This is a genomic window from Paraburkholderia sp. FW306-02-B (genome assembly GCF_058782725.1).
This window is the reverse complement of sequence record NZ_JBYSXZ010000004.1, coordinates 26,840-44,898: the sequence shown is the minus strand read 5'-3', so window position 1 is coordinate 44,898 and position 18,059 is coordinate 26,840. Positions and strand designations below refer to the sequence as shown.

At 60.0% G+C, this 18,059-nt stretch carries 19 protein-coding genes; 15 read left to right on the top strand and 4 right to left on the bottom strand.

Annotated features, from left to right (window positions below; all coding sequences use genetic code 11):
- Positions 1–4: 4 nt before the first annotated feature.
- Positions 5–418 (bottom strand): antirestriction protein, encoded by a 414-nt coding sequence (locus AC3WOG_RS37025; RefSeq protein WP_168435869.1) that lies wholly within the window; start codon positions 416–418, stop codon positions 5–7.
- Positions 419–712: 294 nt separating this feature from the next.
- On the opposite strand from AC3WOG_RS37025, the gene AC3WOG_RS37020 reads away from it, so the two are divergent.
- Entirely contained in the window at positions 713–961 is a 249-nt protein-coding gene (locus AC3WOG_RS37020) for a hypothetical protein (protein ID WP_429320101.1), read from the top strand.
- A gap of 345 nt (positions 962–1,306) precedes the next feature.
- Here AC3WOG_RS37020 and AC3WOG_RS37015 read toward each other — a convergent pair whose 3' ends face one another.
- Complete coding sequence (locus AC3WOG_RS37015) at positions 1,307–1,828, bottom strand: hypothetical protein (protein WP_492582809.1); 522 nt, start codon at positions 1,826–1,828, stop codon at positions 1,307–1,309.
- Between the two features lie 332 nt (positions 1,829–2,160).
- Here AC3WOG_RS37015 and AC3WOG_RS37010 point away from each other — a divergent pair, with 332 nt between their 5' ends.
- From AC3WOG_RS37010 to paoC, 12 genes are all read left to right on the top strand, one after another.
- Positions 2,161–2,418 (top strand): hypothetical protein, encoded by a 258-nt coding sequence (locus AC3WOG_RS37010; protein WP_492582808.1) that lies wholly within the window; start codon positions 2,161–2,163, stop codon positions 2,416–2,418.
- On the top strand, positions 2,418–2,783 hold the full coding sequence (locus tag AC3WOG_RS37005) for a plasmid mobilization protein (RefSeq protein ID WP_408293243.1): 366 nt from the start codon (positions 2,418–2,420) through the stop codon (positions 2,781–2,783). Before AC3WOG_RS37010 ends, AC3WOG_RS37005 begins: the two co-directional genes overlap by 1 nt.
- Before the next feature lie 11 nt (positions 2,784–2,794).
- Positions 2,795–3,022: a hypothetical protein gene (locus AC3WOG_RS37000; RefSeq protein WP_492582807.1), complete on the top strand. Its 228-nt coding sequence runs from the start codon at positions 2,795–2,797 to the stop codon at positions 3,020–3,022.
- A gap of 4 nt (positions 3,023–3,026) precedes the next feature.
- Complete coding sequence (locus tag AC3WOG_RS36995; RefSeq protein WP_492582806.1) at positions 3,027–6,263, top strand: LPD7 domain-containing protein; 3,237 nt, start codon at positions 3,027–3,029, stop codon at positions 6,261–6,263.
- A gap of 22 nt (positions 6,264–6,285) precedes the next feature.
- On the top strand, positions 6,286–6,435 hold the full coding sequence (locus tag AC3WOG_RS36990) for a hypothetical protein (RefSeq protein WP_492582805.1): 150 nt from the start codon (positions 6,286–6,288) through the stop codon (positions 6,433–6,435).
- 1,572 nt (positions 6,436–8,007) lie between these two features.
- Positions 8,008–8,286 (top strand): HU family DNA-binding protein, encoded by a 279-nt coding sequence (locus AC3WOG_RS36985; protein WP_110406412.1) that lies wholly within the window; start codon positions 8,008–8,010, stop codon positions 8,284–8,286.
- Between the two features lie 203 nt (positions 8,287–8,489).
- Positions 8,490–8,696, top strand: coding sequence for a hypothetical protein (locus AC3WOG_RS36980; RefSeq protein WP_429361619.1), 207 nt, complete (start codon positions 8,490–8,492; stop codon positions 8,694–8,696).
- A gap of 184 nt (positions 8,697–8,880) precedes the next feature.
- On the top strand, positions 8,881–9,321 hold the full coding sequence (locus AC3WOG_RS36975) for an SET domain-containing protein (RefSeq protein ID WP_492582804.1): 441 nt from the start codon (positions 8,881–8,883) through the stop codon (positions 9,319–9,321).
- On the top strand, positions 9,318–9,536 hold the full coding sequence (locus AC3WOG_RS36970) for a hypothetical protein (RefSeq protein WP_492582803.1): 219 nt from the start codon (positions 9,318–9,320) through the stop codon (positions 9,534–9,536). Before AC3WOG_RS36975 ends, AC3WOG_RS36970 begins: the two co-directional genes overlap by 4 nt.
- 1,305 nt (positions 9,537–10,841) lie before the next feature.
- On the top strand, positions 10,842–11,486 hold the full coding sequence (paoA, locus tag AC3WOG_RS36965; RefSeq protein ID WP_492582802.1) for an aldehyde dehydrogenase iron-sulfur subunit PaoA: 645 nt from the start codon (positions 10,842–10,844) through the stop codon (positions 11,484–11,486).
- A complete protein-coding gene (locus tag AC3WOG_RS36960; protein WP_492582801.1) occupies positions 11,483–12,436 on the top strand; it encodes an FAD binding domain-containing protein in 954 nt (317 codons plus the stop codon). The genes paoA and AC3WOG_RS36960 overlap by 4 nt, the downstream gene beginning before the upstream one ends.
- A complete protein-coding gene (gene paoC, locus AC3WOG_RS36955; protein WP_492582800.1) occupies positions 12,436–14,646 on the top strand; it encodes an aldehyde oxidoreductase molybdenum-binding subunit PaoC in 2,211 nt (736 codons plus the stop codon). The genes AC3WOG_RS36960 and paoC overlap by 1 nt, the downstream gene beginning before the upstream one ends.
- A 377-nt stretch (positions 14,647–15,023) precedes the next feature.
- Here the strand turns inward: paoC and AC3WOG_RS36950 are convergent, their stop codons facing one another.
- Positions 15,024–15,917 (bottom strand): LysR family transcriptional regulator, encoded by an 894-nt coding sequence (locus AC3WOG_RS36950; protein ID WP_492582799.1) that lies wholly within the window; start codon positions 15,915–15,917, stop codon positions 15,024–15,026.
- Between the two features lie 286 nt (positions 15,918–16,203).
- Here AC3WOG_RS36950 and AC3WOG_RS36945 point away from each other — a divergent pair, with 286 nt between their 5' ends.
- Positions 16,204–16,683 carry a (R)-mandelonitrile lyase gene (locus tag AC3WOG_RS36945; protein ID WP_492582798.1) on the top strand — a complete coding sequence of 160 codons (480 nt, stop codon included), beginning with the start codon at positions 16,204–16,206 and terminating at the stop codon, positions 16,681–16,683.
- Between the two features lie 23 nt (positions 16,684–16,706).
- Here AC3WOG_RS36945 and AC3WOG_RS36940 read toward each other — a convergent pair whose 3' ends face one another.
- Positions 16,707–17,600, bottom strand: coding sequence for a LysR family transcriptional regulator (locus AC3WOG_RS36940; RefSeq protein WP_492582797.1), 894 nt, complete (start codon positions 17,598–17,600; stop codon positions 16,707–16,709).
- A 166-nt stretch (positions 17,601–17,766) separates the two neighbouring features.
- Between AC3WOG_RS36940 and AC3WOG_RS36935 the strand changes: the two genes are divergently transcribed.
- Positions 17,767–17,955 (top strand): hypothetical protein, encoded by a 189-nt coding sequence (locus AC3WOG_RS36935; protein ID WP_492582796.1) that lies wholly within the window; start codon positions 17,767–17,769, stop codon positions 17,953–17,955.
- Positions 17,956–18,059: the final 104 nt, after the last annotated feature.

Sequence of the window (18,059 nt, the reverse complement as noted above, 5' to 3'; positions counted from 1 at the left end):
TGCGTCAGTCGATGGCGCGCAGAATGTTGGCGGCCTCTACGTGCTGCGCCGCGTAGGCCCGCAGCGCGTGGTAGTGGTCAATGATCCTGTCATCGCCGCACTTTTCCGCCAGATGACACAGGGCAAACAGCGTGACGACGATGCCGAACGCGTCAGCGCCCATCGTGTCGCTGTAGCCGTTCATGTGCCACCGCACATGCACCCGTCCGCAGTTCGCTGGAGCCATATAGAAGCCGCTGTTCGACAACTGGAAGAAGTCCCACGAACCGCCCTTGTAGGCACTCGAAAGGCGGGCAGCCCAGTCGTACACCAATGCCTCGCCCCGAAGGTATTGCGCGCCCAGGTAGTGAGGAAGGAAATTCAGACGCAACTCATCGACGACGACTGCCGACGAGATTCTGGTTTCATTGTCAATCACGGTTATCTCCGGAAATGGGCCGCAGCGGAATGCCGGGCCACGCTTTTATATTAGGTCGTATTGACCGTTATATCAAGATTTTAACGATCTTGTTTTTCAATTATAAATATAAACCTATTTAAAATATAAATCAAATCATTGTGTTTTATAAGGGCAATTAGACCTATCATATCCATGTGGCCGGGCATTCCGCTGCGGCCCATTTCCGGAGGCATCCATAATGGAAGTCGTTGAAATCCTTGTAACTGAATCCGTTCTCGAAGCTATTTCGAGCACGTCCCGAAAGATCGTATCGTGACCGTTGTTGGCGAGACGGTTTCCCCGCAGGCCGTAAGCGAACTGCGCGGGATGAAAAAGGGAGATGCCGCTGCTGCCGCCGAGCTTCGCATGACGGACTCGGGCTGGTTGCCGGAAGTGCTGCGCAACCGTGAGGTGCCGAAACATGTCACGGACGGCCATTGGGAGGATGACGAGGAAAGCGACGCCGACAGCACCCAGGATGAGTGCAACGACGGGGATGCGGAGGAAGCCGAAGCCGCCTGAGCCCTGATGCACTTTGCGTAAGTGCAGGCATGTCACATGCCGCCGTCCGGGTGAAAGTCCGGGCGGTTTTTTGCTTTACGAGTACTGCATAGGAAAAAAGAAGCCGGTACGCAGCCCGGCTTTCCGAGGCTCCTACCGCGTGCCTTTGGGGACCAGGCAGCTGCACGACGAATATGCCAGGCCGCGCGTCTGATGAGACCGCGATTTGCGAAACAGAATGTAACTACGCGGTGCGAACCAAGGCGGCATCGCGCGCGCCGCGCGCCCGTATCGAGGGCCACGGGGACCCATGCAGAATGCATGGGGAGCGGCCCGACCCGGCGCAGCGCGGCGGGGCGATGCGGTTCAGGGTTTCGTGTGCCGAGGATATTTTTTCTTGAGCGCATCAATATCGGCATTGCTCACGCGAGGTTCGCCGTACTGTTCGGCGTAGAGGCGGTTCAACTGCATGCTTGAGAGGTGGGTATTTTCGGACTGCAATTGCTCGAAGGTTTTGATGCGAGTCTGGGCCGGTGCCGGTGCATCGGTCGTGGGAGGCGCAGGCTTGTGCGCTTCGAGAGGGGGTGTTGCTCGGGAGGCAGTCACGGGGGCCGGGGCGCTGGGGCGGGCTGCCGCAGCGCCGGATTTGCGTCCGGAACCGGGCGTAGAGGCGGTCTTTCGAAGCCTGTACAGGGTTCCGTGAAACGTCCGAAGGGAGATATCGAGTCCCTGTTCGCGCAAGGTATTCAGGATTTCAACGGCGGGAACGCGAGCGGCGAGCGCCGCCTCGATGTCCGGAAGGAGGGTCTTGAGATGGGAAGCCTTGCTGCGTTTCGGGCTTGTGCTGGCAAGGCGGCGCAGCGCGGAAGCAAGCTGTTCGTGATTCATGGGGAAATGGCGAATAAATGTAGTATGGGCGTAGTATGAATGACGACAGCATGTAGGGGCAAGGTTGTATTGTGTAGTATTCCGATGCAATGCGTGATGTATTGGTGTAGTAGGGCCGTAGAATATGCGTTGGAAATAATGTGTGGCGAAAGCGGGGCGAGGCACGTCGAATATGTTTACGTAACGCTACGCGTTCCGTAAAATATTTCGTGCCAAAGGGGCGAGCCCCTTTGAAACCCCGACGCGATCTACTGCCGCGTCAGACTGGTCGGTGGCTCCGCCACCGACATTAAGCACTGCCTGGTATGCGTAATGAATACGGAGGTGCAGTCATGATTCCTTGCAGCGAATGGGTGATCCAGCTTGTAGTGGGGCCGCGTGCCGACGAGCGTGGCAGCGAGCCGCGTTATCTGCCGTGGGCGGGCTATACGCGGCCAATGACGGGCGACCAGGCGATGCGTGCGTTGCGCGAGTGCGAGTCGCGCTGGCCGGAATACGAGTTTCGCGCGCATCCGATCGAGGACGATGGCAGGCCGTTCGCGATGGTCGGTGCTGACATCGACCGTAGTCGCTCGACGGGGCTCTGGTGATGCCCAAGCAAAAAAGCAATGGCGGGGCAGGGCTGGGCAAGCCGATCGCGTTCCGTCTGTCGGATGCGGATCGCGATGCATACCTTGCAAAGGTGGCGCAAAGCGGGATGACGCAATCAGAATTCTTCCGGCAGGCGGTGCTGACCAACCGTACGCAGGTGATCGCGCGGCCGGTGGCCAGCGGGGACCGCAAGCGGCTGCTGTACATCTTCAACAAGACCAGTAACAACCTGAACCAGATTGCACACCGCGCGAACTCCGAACACGTTCGCGGGAAGCTTTCGGAAGCGACTTACGAGCAGTTGCTCACGCAGCTGCAGCTGATCGGGCAGTACCTCAGGGCAACCCTGAACAAGGTCGACTGATAGCGATGGGAATGGATCAAAAGCAGGCGGCCATCATGGCGGTGATCGAGCTGGAGACGAAGCTGCACTTCGATCGCGACCATGACGGTGCGCATACGCTGACGCAGACGGACTGCGACAGCGCCCGGGCGTCGGTCTCCGCTGCCGGCCATCTGTTGCCGTCGATCGTGCACAGCACGCTACTGTTCCGAATCGAAGGGGAGCAGCGCTGGCTTGCCGAGCGCAAGGCGCAGGGGTAGGGCGATGCTCATACGCGTACGCGGCTATCACGACGGGATCAAGGACTATCTGGAGAAGGGCCAGAAGCAGGGTCGCGAGATGGAGCGCGACGAGATGGATGACCGCGTGATCCTTGCCGGCGATCTCGATCTGACGAACGACATCATCCAGTCGATCGACACGGACGCCGAGCGCTACCTGCATGTCACGCTGTCATTCAAGGAAGACGAGGTTGACCACGAGCTGTTAGGTGAGATTGTTCGGGAGTTCGAGGCGTTTGCGTTTGCCGCGTACCGTCGGGACGAATACAACTTCTACGCTGAAGCGCATGTGCCGCGGATCAAGAGCTATGCGGACCGCAAGACGGGGGAGCCTGTCGAGCGCAAGGTGCACGTGCATATCGTGATTCCGGAAATGAATCTTGTGACAGGCCGACGGCTCGATCCGTTCGGGAAGGTTGACCATAACGAGCGCTACCTCGAGGCCTTTCAGGAGCACATCAACGCGAAGTACGGACTCGCGAGTCCGAAAGACAACCGACGTGTGCAGTTCACCGACGCGTCCGAGATGATCAGCCGGTACAAGGGCGATGTGTTCGAGGGCGCTAACCGCGAGCTGAAGGCCTCGATTCTTGAGGCAGTGATGACGCGTGATGTGTCCAGGTATGACGACTTCAGGGCCTTGATCACGGAGTACGGCGAGACGCGCACACGCAATGCGGGCAGGGAGTCGGAGTACGAGAACGTCAAACCGGCCGGTGCCGCGAAGGGTGTGAACCTGAAGGAGTTTGTGTTCTCGCGTGAATTCATCGAGCTCGATGCTACGGCCAAGCGTGAGGCGCTCGAATCGAATGTGCATGCGCAGTATGTCGAGCCAGGCGTATCGCGCGATACGCCGCAGATCTATCTCGATTCGCTCAAGACGTGGCACGACACTCGCGCGCGCGAGATCAAGTATCTGAACAGCGGCAGCAGTTTTTACAAGACGTATCAGGCAGCGTCGCCGGCGGAGCAGCGGCGCATTCTCGATCACCGCGAACAGCGGTTCTACGATGCAACAGGAGGGTTCAATGAGCGCACACGAGAGCGAAGACAACAGCTCCACGATCGATCCGGACACTGGCGAGATTGGAGCCGGCTGGGGGCCGCCGGAGCAGGAGGGCGGGCGCGGGAGCGCGGCGCCGGGCGGGAGCCGGAAAGGGCAGGGCAGTCGCAGCAATGGTGGAACGAGCTCGAACGCGCGCACCGCGAAATCACGGGGCGATGGCGAGTCGGAGCGGATCACGACTTTGACGCTCGCTTCGATCGATCCGGCGCGCCGTCCCAATCCACCCACCGTGTGCATGGCATGCCCAGCCGCGGTGTGGATGGCGACGCCGCGCGACGTCAAGTGCTTCTGCCGCCTGATGCATTACTGGAGCTGGGAAACCAGCAAGCCGAACGAATTGACGCATTGCGATGGTCTGGCGATCGCGAGCGAGCGGGAAGAGAACAGCTAGAAACATCGGTCCCCCGGCTGCGATGGCGCGAAGGTGCCGACCGCGACTTCGAACCCGGCGGAAGTTACGACGAGAGGGAGGGGCGCTGGCAATCGTCCGGCGCTCGCGATGCCGTTGACGGGTCCGACGGCGAGCCGGAGTGGAAAGTGATGGTCGATCGCATGTTTGTCGCGTGGGACCAGGCAGATGAGGCGGGGCGGACGCGTCTCACGCGCACCGGTGCCGAGAAGTTCATGCGGGCGGGAGGGCCGTTCGGCGCACGCGAGCCTTTTGGTCTGAGCGGCGGCCGCCTGCCTGCAGGGTTCGGACCACGTGAGGAAATCCGCAGCCTCGCGGATGTGCAATCGTTCGATGCGATCGAATCGTTGCCGTTCGAGGTCCGGCCAACTGATGCGCCGCCGACGACGGACGCTGCGTCGGTCGATTTCAATGCGAGTGCGCACGCGTCGACGGGCCGGGCAGCCGATACCGTTCGCGACCAGTTCGCACGTGACCTGTCCGAGGCTCGCACGGCGCGACGTGCCCGGGAGCGGGATGAATTCACCGAGATCCGTGCGACGCTAGACGCGGGCCGGCTGCTGGCCGCGCTTGCGCACTCGCACGGACTGATCGTCGAAAAGTATGCGATCGGTAAAGGCGCGAATGGCGGTGACAGAATCCGGGCCGGTTCGCGCAATCTGAATGTGTCTGACTTCCTCACCAAAGAGATGAACCTGTCATGGGAGGACGCTGCGCAGCTGCTGCGCGAGACCTATCGTGCACAGACAGGACGTGATCCGGAGCATGCGCCGAGGCGTACGCCTGAACGGGACCTATGGGGCGAGTTCCAGCAATGGCGATCGGCATACCGCAACGAGCTACGTCGCGCGTGGGATGCGCAGGCCGATCATGAGAGTGAGCGGCGAAGGGCGGTCAAATCGGAGTTCTACCGTGCCCGCAGCGCGCTTGTCGACCGCATCGACCTGTCAGGCGCGCAGCGCCGCGAGCAGCTGTCTGCAGCACGTGTTGCGCGCCTTGAGGCAGAGGCCGCGCTGCGTGTGCAGATTGCGAAAGAGCGGGATGCGCTGAAGGGCGCCGCAAGCCGGCCGTTGACCGAGCAGTATCGTGACTTCCTGCAGGAGCGCGCGCAGGGAGGCGACGAACGGGCGCTGCGTGAGTTGCGCCGGATGCAGCAGATCCGCCTGCGGACGAAACGTGCAGACGACGAACGCGCGGTCATTTTCAGTACGCCGTCGCGTGCTGTGGAGCGACCGGCAGCGCACGATCGCAACGAGATCATCTACGCCGGCCCGTCGATCACGTACGAGGTGCGGGCCAGTGGCGAGGTCGACTACCGGAAGGACGGCGTGGCGTTCCTCGTCGACGAGGGCCGCACATTGCGCCTGTGGGATAGCGAGCGCGAGGCGATCGAGATTGCGCTGCATTTCGCGCAGCAGAAGTTCGGCTCCATGCTCTCGCTGTCCGGACCCGAGGCGTTCCAAGCAGCCGCCGCGCGCGTAGCAGCCGACACTCGCATACGCATCGTGTTCGATCAGCCGCACCTGGAGAGTATCCGGCAGGTCCGGCTTGCGGAGCTCGATGCCGAGGTGCTGGAACGTCGGGCAGCGCAGCGTGAGCGCGACGCATGGGAGCGCAATGAGCTGCGCGATGCCGTGCGCCATCCGCCGCCACCCACTCCGGAAGATCCGGCCAATCCAGACCAGGATGCGGCATCGCCTGCTGATCCCGATGCACCCGACAGTGGGCCAGATATTGACCGATGAATCATCAAACTGAGAGAAGAAAATGAACCAGCTTGCACACATCGACCGCGACGGCCCGGTTGCGGTTGCGGTCGCGTCCGGGCCTCGGGCCTTGTTGCCCGAGTTCATCACAAAACTGATTCTCGAACGGTCCCCGTCGATTGGTCGAATTCGCAACCTGAGGATTATTTGATAATCGTGCCTTGGTGGCTCATGGCATGAACAAACCGTGACGAGCCCGGATTTTTGAATGAGGTGGAAATGTGAAGGGTCGGATAATTTCAGTTTCCGAACCTTCGTTTGCGCGCATTGGACGAACGAATGGAAATGAATCGCCTCGACTGGCCACCGCGCATTCAAAGCCATGCTGCCTCGCCAACGCGTAGCCGGCCGGCATTCGTCCTACGGGATTGCCAGTGATATGGCGCAGAAGTTGGCCGGAACGCAGGGCACGAGCAGAAGAGGGCTGAACACCCGTAGCATGGACTATCAAGTCACCTACCAGCACAGCTTGCGGTCGGCGCCGGAAGATTTCATCGTTCACGTCCCGTCGCAGATGGTCTGCAATGTACCGGCCACGGTTGACCAGATAATCCAGAGGCTTTGTCCGTCTGGAGTTCTGCCTCAATCTGCCTTCGGAGGCAACCGGCGTTGTCGCCGATGTGCATGGTTGCAAGGGGACGCGATATTTTCGACTTTGCGCGTCCTGAGCGGTCGGCGGGCCGCCGGATCATTAAACGCAACGCAGCTAATACGACTTATCAGCATTGAAACGACCGGAAAGCGCCGGAATGAATGACGCGCAGCCGTTCTCACAGCCGGCAGTAAATTGAGAGGGGTAGATAGTCCGAGCTATCTACCCCTTCATTTGCGGACATTAATTGACGGGTCAATGGATTTCGCGCTCACACAACCAATTTTGTTACTAGTTTTCAAGTAAATTTGTTTCTATCGCCCGGTGCGGCCCGTCGATCAACGTGATTGCGCTGAATAGTCTGTCCCGCTGCTATGCCGTGCTGGTCCGCCATCGGGAGCGCGCGACGTTACCCGCGAGCCGTGCCTCGCCACCGGGAGCCGCGCCGGGCCTTCACGATCGATAAACAGCCGTTAATCAGCTGCGACGATCGCTGGGTCTCACCATCGGTGCGGACATAGGGATAGGGGAGCGCGTTTTACCCACTGATTTGCGGACATAGCATCGTGCAGCGTCGCAGCGTCGCAGCGTCGCAGCGCCTCAGGGCCGCGATAGCGGCAACCCCGACCGCACATTGCGTTACAAAATCGCTTGCAACCCGTCTGCAGAGTGGTAACAAAATTGGTTGACGTCGAAAGCGCGCCTACGCCTATCTGCGAAGGTCACCACGGGAATGGTCCGTCGCGTACCGCTAATAACAAATTTGCTTGTGCGAGCGGGCGACGTCGCCGATGGGACCTGGCGTGATGACGCGGCGCGCGTAACCTGAGGACGCGGGACTGGATTTGTCGCCACAGCGGCGAAGCGCGCGGCTACGCGCAATAGAAGACGTTGAAAACGCAGAGACGTGCGACCCTCGGGAACGACTGGACCTCCGGGGAGTTGACGTTTCGCGGTCAGCGTCCTGGACCGGTGCACGGGCCAGATTCCCCCAGACGACTTCTCCCGGTGCTTGCCCGGCACGACAGGACGACGTGCCTGTCGCGGACCACATGCCGCTGCGTGCCGATTGCGCAAAGGCGCGCCGATCGGGTAGGGTGACGAGATTTCAACCACAACGAGGAAGTCACAATGAACAAGCAGGAACTGGTGGATGCAGTCGCCGCGAAGACCGGCGCAAGCAAGGCGGCCGCCGGCGAGGCGATCGATGCGTTTATCGGCACGGTCACCGCGGCCGTCACGAAAGGTGACACCGTGCAGCTGATTGGCTTTGGATCGTTCTCGACGGGGGCACGCGCCGCGCGCGTCGGCCGCAATCCGGCGACCGGCGCCGAAATCCAGATCGCGGCTGCAAAGACGGTGAAGTTCACGGCGGGCAAGGCGTTCAAGGATGCCGTGAACGGCGCCTGAGACCGGACGCAGGCCGTCGGCCGGATGTCTGCGCGATGGCGCGGCTGCCAGCAGTAGCCGCTGCAGGAACTGGCGGCAGCGACGGCGCGGCGTGATCGGGCGGGGCCTGAACCCCGGCCAGCCGGCCTGGTAGGATCAGTGCGAGATGCCGCGACATACTGCGGCCCCCTTGCGATTCGCTGCACATCTATATAGATAGCCGCATGGAAAAGAAACGATCGCGGACCGGGCGCGAAATCTCGTGCCCAACGATCGGCGCTTTACTGCGCTACCGGACGCGCATCGTGCGCGTCATTGCGGAAGCCCGCGGGCAACGCGCGATGATCGAGTCGCTCGACACCACAAGCAGGACCTTCGTGAGCACCGTGAAGTGGGTCAGCCTGCGTGAGCTCGGCGATCAGCTTTTCTGAAGCCGGATGTATTCGCGGGTGAGCGGTGAATCGCTCCGGGAGGCCAGCGGATCAAATACCTCGACTCTCCAGTTCTGATATACGCGCCGACGCCCGATCGTGGCAGGTGCGTGCTCATCCGATCACTCTGGATGGGGAAATTTGCTACTCGTATACTGGCGCTAACATTGGGAAAGGAAATTGTATGAGGCGCGTAGTTGTCCGGCGGTCTCCAGTTCACGGCAAAGGCGTGTTCGCCTTGCAGACGCTCGCGGCGGCCGAACGCGTGCTTGAATACAAGGGTGAAATCACCTCGTGGCGCAATGCGGTGCGACGTCACCAGCATGAAGGCGTCGAAGGACACACATTCCTTTTTGGCCTGTCGGACGGGCGGGTGATCGACGGCAGCCGTGGCGGCAACAGCGCGCGCTGGCTCAATCATGCGTGCGCGCCCAACTGCGAGGCCATCGAGGAGGAGGGACGGATTTTCATCCACACGCTCCGGTCGATCGGGGCCGGTGAGGAACTGTTCATTCAATATCTGCTCGCCACTGACGATCCGCTGGATGAAGACGTCCGGGCGCACTACGCATGCCGGTGCGCCACGGCGGACTGTCGTCACTCGATGCTGGCCGACGCAGCGTGAACAGAGGGGCTGAGGAGCTAGCGGGCAGCATCGATATCCCGAGAAGTGTCGAGGCCCCGAAGCGGGAGAAAGATGGATTTGTCCGGCTCGGCGTGAATGTGGTTTTCCATTTCGACGTGCTGAAGCAGTCGTTGCCGAAGGGAAGTGTATCCAACGGTGCTCCTGGCGGAAACGCGAAGAAACAGATGTCGCTGGAGCTTGACGATTGGTGGTGACGTCGATGCCAGCGCGTATCTCGACAGCTAAGGGGGAGTGGACTCATGCAGAAGCGGACGTTCGCGCGAAAGAGAGCAGGGGGAGTGAGTCTACCGGAGCTGCTGGACCAGCTTGAACTGGCACTGACGGGGATGCCGGCTCGCACGTCTGTTTGCCAGGCGCTATTGGATCTGAACCGGCGGCTTGATTCGGCCCGAAAGAAAGCCCCCGTCCGGAGCCTTCGATCTGTGTCACCACGGCGTCGGCTTCAGCCGGTCGTCGAATACTTGCCGCTGTTTTGATAAGTCTTGGACAGGCCGAGTCGGGATTTAGGTTTCACGCATAGGGGTAAGGCAAGCCCAGACCCCCGCCGCCGGTGACTCGCTGGCCAGGATAGAGCTTGCGGTTTTCAGATTTCAAGCCCACCAGGCTGCGAATCCCGACACGAACTCCGAGGTTGAGTCGATCGTGGTAGATACCATCTCTGCCAGGTCGGACCGTGAGTCGATTGATGCGTTGGGTCTCATATTGCATTCCTTACGACGACCGTTCATTGCTGGTTATTGCGCCAACTCGAACAGCGCTTTTTGGTAGCGCTAAGAGTATCGTGAGGCCGCCCGCCACCATTATCGCGGCGATGACATAGATACCGTTCGAGAGGCTGCCGGTGTGAGACTTGATGAAGCCAAGAAGCGTCGGGCTCACGAATCCACGCACGCTCGAATGTCCGTTGACTCATGAACGAATTTGATAGGTCCTTGCGTTCCATCGCAGCTAGTGCGAAACGGATTAGATGATTACATTGAGTGAGTATATTTTTGCTCTGGGAGCGATGCTTCTTTGCAGCGCGACCAAGTACATCAGATAGTTCGCGCAGACGACCCACACTAGCCTCCGTGAAGGAGGAGGGGTTTTGCCGGCCACTCTCGCGTGGATCAGGCGCGGGTCCGTGGACAGTTACGCGTGCCTGGCATGCTGAGGAGTCGTTCTGTCAAGCCAGTCGTGCGCAAAAAGACGGCCCGGATCGGGACTGCGGGAGCAGCGTTTGGCTTTGGATTCGAAACCATGTACCGCGCAATCAAGGATCGCATTGATGAGGCATATCGTGCCAGGTTGGTGGTAGCAAACCTTGATCCGATGGTAGATGAGCGATCTCGCGCGACAATGAACAGGATTGTTTTGCTGGATAGAAATCGCATAACACGCCCTGAACCGCGCGCTGCTATGAGCTCGTCGTGATCCATCGACTTTGGTAATTCGTCTTTTCCCTCGCGCTGGATACCCTGCGTTGATATCGCAGCCCGGCTTCAATTTCAAGGGTCCCCATGACAATTCGCGTAGTACCAGAAATTACCCGACGTGAATTCCTCCTCGCCGGTACGGTGGCCGCAGCCACTACGATCGCGCCGCAGATCGCGTTCGGCGTTGCGCCCAACGGCGACAGTTCTGCCGCACCATCGATCGTAAACCTATCGATAACGGTCAACGGTGAACAACGTTCGCTCGAACTGGATACCCGCACTACCTTGCTGGATGCGCTACGTGAGCACCTGCATCTGACTGGCACCAAAAAAGGCTGCGACCACGGACAATGCGGCGCATGCACGGTGCTAGTCAATGGACGCCGGATCAACTCATGTCTGACGCTCGCAGTCATGCATGACCTCGACCACGTCACAACCATCGAAGGACTGGGCGCTCCCGGCCGTTTGCATCCGATGCAATCAGCGTTCGTCAAGCATGACGGCTATCAGTGTGGGTACTGTACGCCGGGCCAGATCTGTTCGGCGGTTGGAATGCTCGATGAAATCAGCGCGGGCGTTCCCAGCCACGTAAGTGCCGATCTGAGTGCTCAACCTCGCGTGACGCCGCTTGAACTGCGCGAACGGATGAGCGGCAATATCTGTCGCTGTGGGGCCTATTCGAACATCGTAGAAGCCATTTCCGAAGTCGCTGGGAACAACACATGAAAGCATTCAGCTATGAGCGGGCCACCTCTCCCGTCGAAGCCGTGCTCGCGTTCTCCCGTCATCCCGGCGCTCGCTTCATTGCAGGCGGAACGAATCTGCTCGACCTGATGAAGCTGGAGATCGAAAACCCAACGCACTTGATCGACGTGAATGGTCTTGCGCTCGATCGGATCGAGCCGACGCCGGACGGTGGGCTGCGCATCGGAGCCCTTGTGCGCAACACAGATCTGGCGGCGAATGAGCGTGTGCGGCGCGACTATGCGTTGCTGTCGCGTGCGGTGCTGGCAGGCGCATCCGGTCAATTGCGCAACCGCGCGACAACCGCCGGCAATCTGTTGCAGCGTACTCGCTGCCCATACTTTTACGACACGAACCAGCCGTGCAATAAACGTCAATCGGGCAGTGGCTGCGCCGCTATCGGCGGGTTCAGCAGGCCGCATGCGGTGGTTGGCGTTAGCGATGCATGCATCGCGACTTATCCGGGCGACATGGCGGTCGCTCTGCGGGCGCTTGACGCGACGATCGAAACCGTTCAGCCGGACGGTTCGGTACGACAACTGCCAATCGCGGATTTCTATCGCCTGCCGGGCGATACGCCGCATCTGGAAACGGTGCTGAAGCCCGGAGAGTTGATTACCAGTGTCACGCTGCCTCGTCCGATCGGCGGAGTGCATATCTATCACAAGGTCCGTGACCGTGCGTCGTATGCGTTCGCGCTTGTCTCAGTCGCTGCGATCGTCCAGCCCGACCGCACCGGACGGGTCGCATTAGGCGGTGTTGCGGCCAGACCCTGGCGTATCGAATCGGCGGACGCGCAGTTGCCTCGCGGCGCGCATGCGGTAGCGGAACCGTTGCTGGCGGACGCCAGACCGACCGCCGAAAACGCGTTCAAACTAACGCTGGTCGAACGGACGCTGGCGGCTGTCCTGAACGAAGCGGGGGATGCGTGATGAAGTTCGATAGCCCGGCAAGCACTAATCCCATTGATCAGCTCAAGGTGGTCGGGAAGAGTACCGATCGAATCGATGGTCCATTGAAGGTCACCGGAGCGGCCACCTACGCCTATGAGCAGTACTTGGCCGCGCCCGACGCCGTGTATGGCTACATAGTCGGCGCGGGGATTGCGAAAGGGCGCATCACGTCGATGGCTCTTTCGAAGGCGAAAGCCGCGCCTGGTGTGATCGCGATCGTGACGGCGGAGAACGCGGGTGCGCTTTCGACCGGTGAATTCTATATCGACCGGCCGTTGGCAGGACCGGAAGTCGATCACTATCACCAGGCGATTGCGCTGGTGGTGGCGGAGACCTTCGAGCAGGCACGTGCAGCCGCGGCGCTGGTGCGCGTGACTTACGCCCGGACCAGTGGATCATTCGATCTCGCCGCAACGAAAGACACCGCGGTGACGCCGCCGCGCGGCCAGTTTGGACCCCCGCCGCAAACTTCACTCGGGGACTTCGACGGCGCGTTCGAGGCGGCCCCGGTCCAGTTGGACCAGACCTATGTGACGCCCGATCAGACCCACGCGATGATGGAGCCGCATGCAACTATTGCGAAGTGGCAAGGGGATCAATTGACATGCTGGAGTCCGATTCAGCAGCTCAACTGGGGCTTGCGCGATCTGGCCAGAATTCTCGGCATGCCGAAGCATAACATCCGGATCATCGCGCCGTTTATCGGCGGTAGCTTCGGTGGCAAGGGCACCATCCTGTCCGATTGCGTGATGGCGGCGCTCGGCGCACGGGCTGCGGGCCGGCCTGTCAAGGTCGCCTTTACGCGACCCATGATGTTCAATATCACCACGCACCGGCCGGCTACAATTCAGCGCATCCGTCTCGGCGCAACCAAAGAGGGACAACTCACGGCAATCGGGCATGAAAGTTGGTCGGGCAATTTGCGTGGTGGCAGACCCGAGTCCGCAACGACCTCGACGCATCTGCTGTACGCCTGCGCGAACCGGATGACGCATTTGCGTCTCGCGGTCCTCGATCTGCCCGAGGGTAATTCGATGCGCGCGCCTGGCGAGGCAACCGGGATGATGGCGCTTGAGATTGCGATGGACGAAATGGCGGAGAAGCTGAATCTCGATCCGGTTGAGTTTCGCATTCGTAACGATACACAAGTGGATCCTGAAAATGCCGAGCGGCCCTTCTCAATCCGGCAACTGGTCCAGTGTCTTCGTACCGGCGCCGATCGATCCGGTTGGCAGAATCGCCCGGCCCGGCCGGGCAGTGTTCGAGATGGCCGCTGGCTGATTGGGATGGGCATGGCTTCCGCGATTCGCGGTGCGCCCGTCCTGAAGTCGGCCGCGCGGGTGCGTCTCGATTCGCGGGGCATCGTCACCGTAGAAACCGACATGACCGACGTCGGCACTGGGAGCTACACGATCATCGCGCAGACCGCCGCCGAAATGATGGGCATCGGTCTCGATCGCGTCGTGATACGGCTCGGCGATTCACGGTTCCCTGAGTCTCCAGGTTCGGGCGGCCAATGGGGCGCGGCATCGTCGACGGCTGGTGTGTACGCCGCATGCGTGAAACTGCGTGAACAGGTTGCGCTCCGTCTTGGCTTCGAGCCATCTAATGCCGAGTTCGTCGACGGGCAGGTTAGCGCCGCCGGGAGAAGCGCGCCGCTGTGGCAGGCAGCTAGGGAAGCGGAACTCATCGCAGAAGACGACATCGAATTCGGCGACCTCAACAAGCGATACGCGCAGCAGACTTTCGGTGCGCATTTCGTCGAAGTTGCAGTTGACAGCGCAACCGGCGAAATCCGGTTACGACGCATGCTCACCGTGTGCGCCGCAGGTCGCATTCTCAATCCAAAAACTGCGCGCAGTCAGGTTATTGGTGCCATGACGATGGGCGCTGGTGCTGCGTTAATGGAATCTCTTGTGGTCGACAAGCGTTACGGCTACTTCGTGAACCATGACCTGGCAGGATATGAAGTGCCGGTGCATGCCGACATTCCTCATCAGGAGGTGATTTTCATCGACGAACTTGATCCGACGATTTCACCGTTGAAGGCCAAAGGGGTGGGAGAACTAGGTATTTCTGGCATCGCCGCCGCGATTGCCAATGCTGTTTATAACGCAACTGGCGTGCGGGTTCGCGATTATCCAGTCACGCTCGACAAGTTTCTCGACCGCTTGCCATTGGTCGCGTAACGCTTCGCCGTGAATTAGCGCCTACGTGCGATCGACGGCAAGATGCTCGGCGATATCCGCTCCGCGCGGCCGATAGCGGGAAGCCAGATGACGGTCCCAGTTAAAAACTGCGTGGGGGCAGCCAAACCGTCAGCGGCCGGTTGAAGGTCATCTTGACCAGCGTCTCCACCGCAACATTGCTTTGTACGGCAAGTGGCGAGGTCCTACCTCGGTATCTTCATGCGCTGTGGCTTGTCGGCGTCCGCCAACACCACGATGGCTCGGATCCGGGGAACGCTGGCGCCGTTGCAAGGCCGCCAACGAAGCGTCGGTCGAGACGCGAATCGGCAGCAGGGTGATGGTATATGCGCTGCTAAGTTGAACTGCACCCTACACGATTATCGCCGATACCTGAGCGTCTCGACGATCAGCGAAAGTGCGGGCGAGGATTGTCGTCGGCTCGCATAGAAAATATGTAGACCTGGAAACGTCGGGCACCAGTCCTTGAGTACCGCCTGCAATCGGCCGCTAGCCAAGTGCGCGCGCGTAAGTTCTTCCGGGACATAGGCAAGGCCAAATCCGGCCAGAGCGGCGTCGACAACGGGGTAGACGGAGTTGAAGGTCCAAGGTCCTTCTACACGGGCCCGCAAGTTGCGCTTGCCCTTCCTCAGTTCCCATGGATACACGCCGCTTCGATTCGAATAACGCGTGTTGATGCATTGATGGTGGGACAGATCAGCCGGCAGATTCGGCGGCGGATGTCGTTCGAGATAGGATGGCGCGCCGACGATCGTCATGCGTATATCCGGCGATATCTGAACGGCGGTCATGTCTTTGGCGATCTGGTCGCCGAATCGCACGCCGGCGTCGTATCGCTCCTCGACGATATCGGTTAGCCCTGGGTCCATGAATATCTCGATCTTGATGTCGGGGTACTCGGGTTGCAGTTTCGATAGCTTTGGCCACAAGACGGTGTTGGCCGCGAAATCCGACGCGGTGATACGCACGGTGCCGACAGGCTTGTCACGCAATTCGTTGAATGCCGCCAGTTCATCGGCGATGACCTGAAAGCGTGGCGCCACGCTCTGGATCAATCGCTCGCCCGCCTCCGTGGGGGAGACGCTGCGGGTGGTGCGTGTCAGAAGCCGCAGACCCAGTCTCGCTTCGAGTCCGCGGATCGTGTGGCTCAACGCCGATTGCGATACTCCCACTTGCGCCGCGGCACGGGTGAAACTTCGCTCGCGTGCAACGGCGAGAAACGCAAGGATGTCCCGGAAATTCTCGCCAGACATATTGGTTGCCACTCCGTGATACGGCGGGATTGAATGGTCCACCCGTTACACAACGGACTGGACTTGCTAGTAGGGGGCAGCCGCGTATGCACCGGAGCCCAGGTGAATGCTAGAGCCGATCAGCGCTTAAGGCAAATGTTTGATGAGTGAAATTGATAAGCGCATGCGCTTTTGAAGGCTGTTTATCTGGCGAATCGTCTGGTAGAAATCGGCATCAGGCGACTTACATTCACTTTGAAAGTCACGTCGTCTGTCCGGATCTGTTGCAATGACTGGAGTCACCTGTATGAACAAACTCGCTGTGATGGCGACAACGCTCGTATCGCTGTCATCGGGCGTGGCCTCTGCCCACGAACTCGCTGCTTCGCAGATCACCATCACGCCGCAGGCATCGCGAGGCGCGATCCAAGGACCAGCGGCGTATTTCACCGGCTCCGCCAGCGTACAACAATTTTTCGGACCCACGCAGCCGGCGCGCTCCTCGGCTGGCTTGGTCACCTTCGAAGCAGGGGCCCGTTCGGCCTGGCATATGCATCCTCTTGATCAAACGCTGATCGTGACCTCCGGTAAGGGTTGGGTGCAGGAATGGGGGGGCGAGAAAAAGCTGATCGTAGCGGGCGATGTCGTGTTGTGCCCGCCGGGCGTCAAGCATTGGCATGGCGCTACGGCCACGGACGGCATGTCGCACATCGCGATTCAGGAAACGCTCGACGGTAAGAACGTCGTATGGATGGAGAAGGTGAGCGACGCACAGTACTACCAATAACAGTTAGCGCATGCCATCGCCCTTTATGCCCTGTGACGCAACACGTCGATTAGCAGGGTCATCGCGTGCGAAGGTTGTCGGCGGTTCGGATAGTAGAGATGGAGTCCTGACCAGATCGGGCACCAATCTTCAAGCACCGACACCAACTGTCCTTTGGCGATGAACGGACGCACCAGGTCCTCCGGCAAATAAGCGAGTCCAAATCCACATTTGGCGGCTTCGAGAATGTCGTAGGCGTTATTGAAGACGAGCGGTCCATCCACGCGCGCATTGATTGACCGCTTGCCCTTCACGAATTCCCATTCGTATAAGCCGCCATACGTCGAGGTGCGCAAATTGATGCACGCATGTTCCACGAGATCGTGCGGCGTTTTCGGCAACGCATGTCGCGCGAGATACGATGGCGTACCGACCACTGTATTGCGAACGTCCGGACCGATCCGGACCGAGATCATGTCCTGGGCCAATTCTTCGCCAAAGCGAACGCCAGCATCGTAGCCTCGTGCTGCGATGTCGACGCTGGCATATTCGTTGACAAGTTCGACCTTGATATCCGGATATTGCGGCAAGAACTTCGCCAGTTTCGGCCACAACGTGCTTCTGATCGCATAGTCGATCGCGGTAATGCGGATCGATCCCATCGGTTTGTCACGAAACTCGCTCAACGCCTGGATCTCCGACTCGATTTCATCGAACTCGGGCGCCAGGCGATCGAGTAGCCGCTGGCCGGCTTCCGTCGGCGATACGTTGCGGGTGCTACGCATCAGCAGACGAACGCCGAGTTTCGACTCCAACTCGCGAATGGTATAGCTCAGCGCTGGTTGGGACACGCGTAGTTGGGCTGCCGCGCGCGTGAAACTACGCGCTCGCGCAACGGCAATGAAGGCGAAGAGGTCGCTGAAGTTGTCGCGCGGCATTGATGATTCCTCGTTATAAGACCTTGCCGATTCTACAGGCTAGTGGTCAGCAGGTGGAGCGTATAGAGTTCCATCTATGAATTTAAAGCATATTCCGCTTGAAAGACGGTCGGCGCACTTATGCCATGAGACTGGCGGCAACCGCGATTCCACGCCGCTTGGACATGTGGCCGAAATTTTGCCGCGTCCGGTGTTCCTGGTCGCGGGCGGCAATGCCGAAACCCCGAAACTTAGCCGGCAAGCGTATGCGTTCGGCACGGAACACAAAGAGTTGATGGTCGGCCTCGGCGCGTCGCACTTCGATCTTTACGACAAGCCGCAATACACCGAGTCCGCGGTCACGAAGCTGGCTTAATTCTTTGCGCTTAATCTTTAATCCCCGCGTCCGGCCGAAGGCCATCAGGCTTTGAAAGTGCCCTGGATGGCCCCGGTCGGTCGCGATTCAAATGGAGTAGAAAA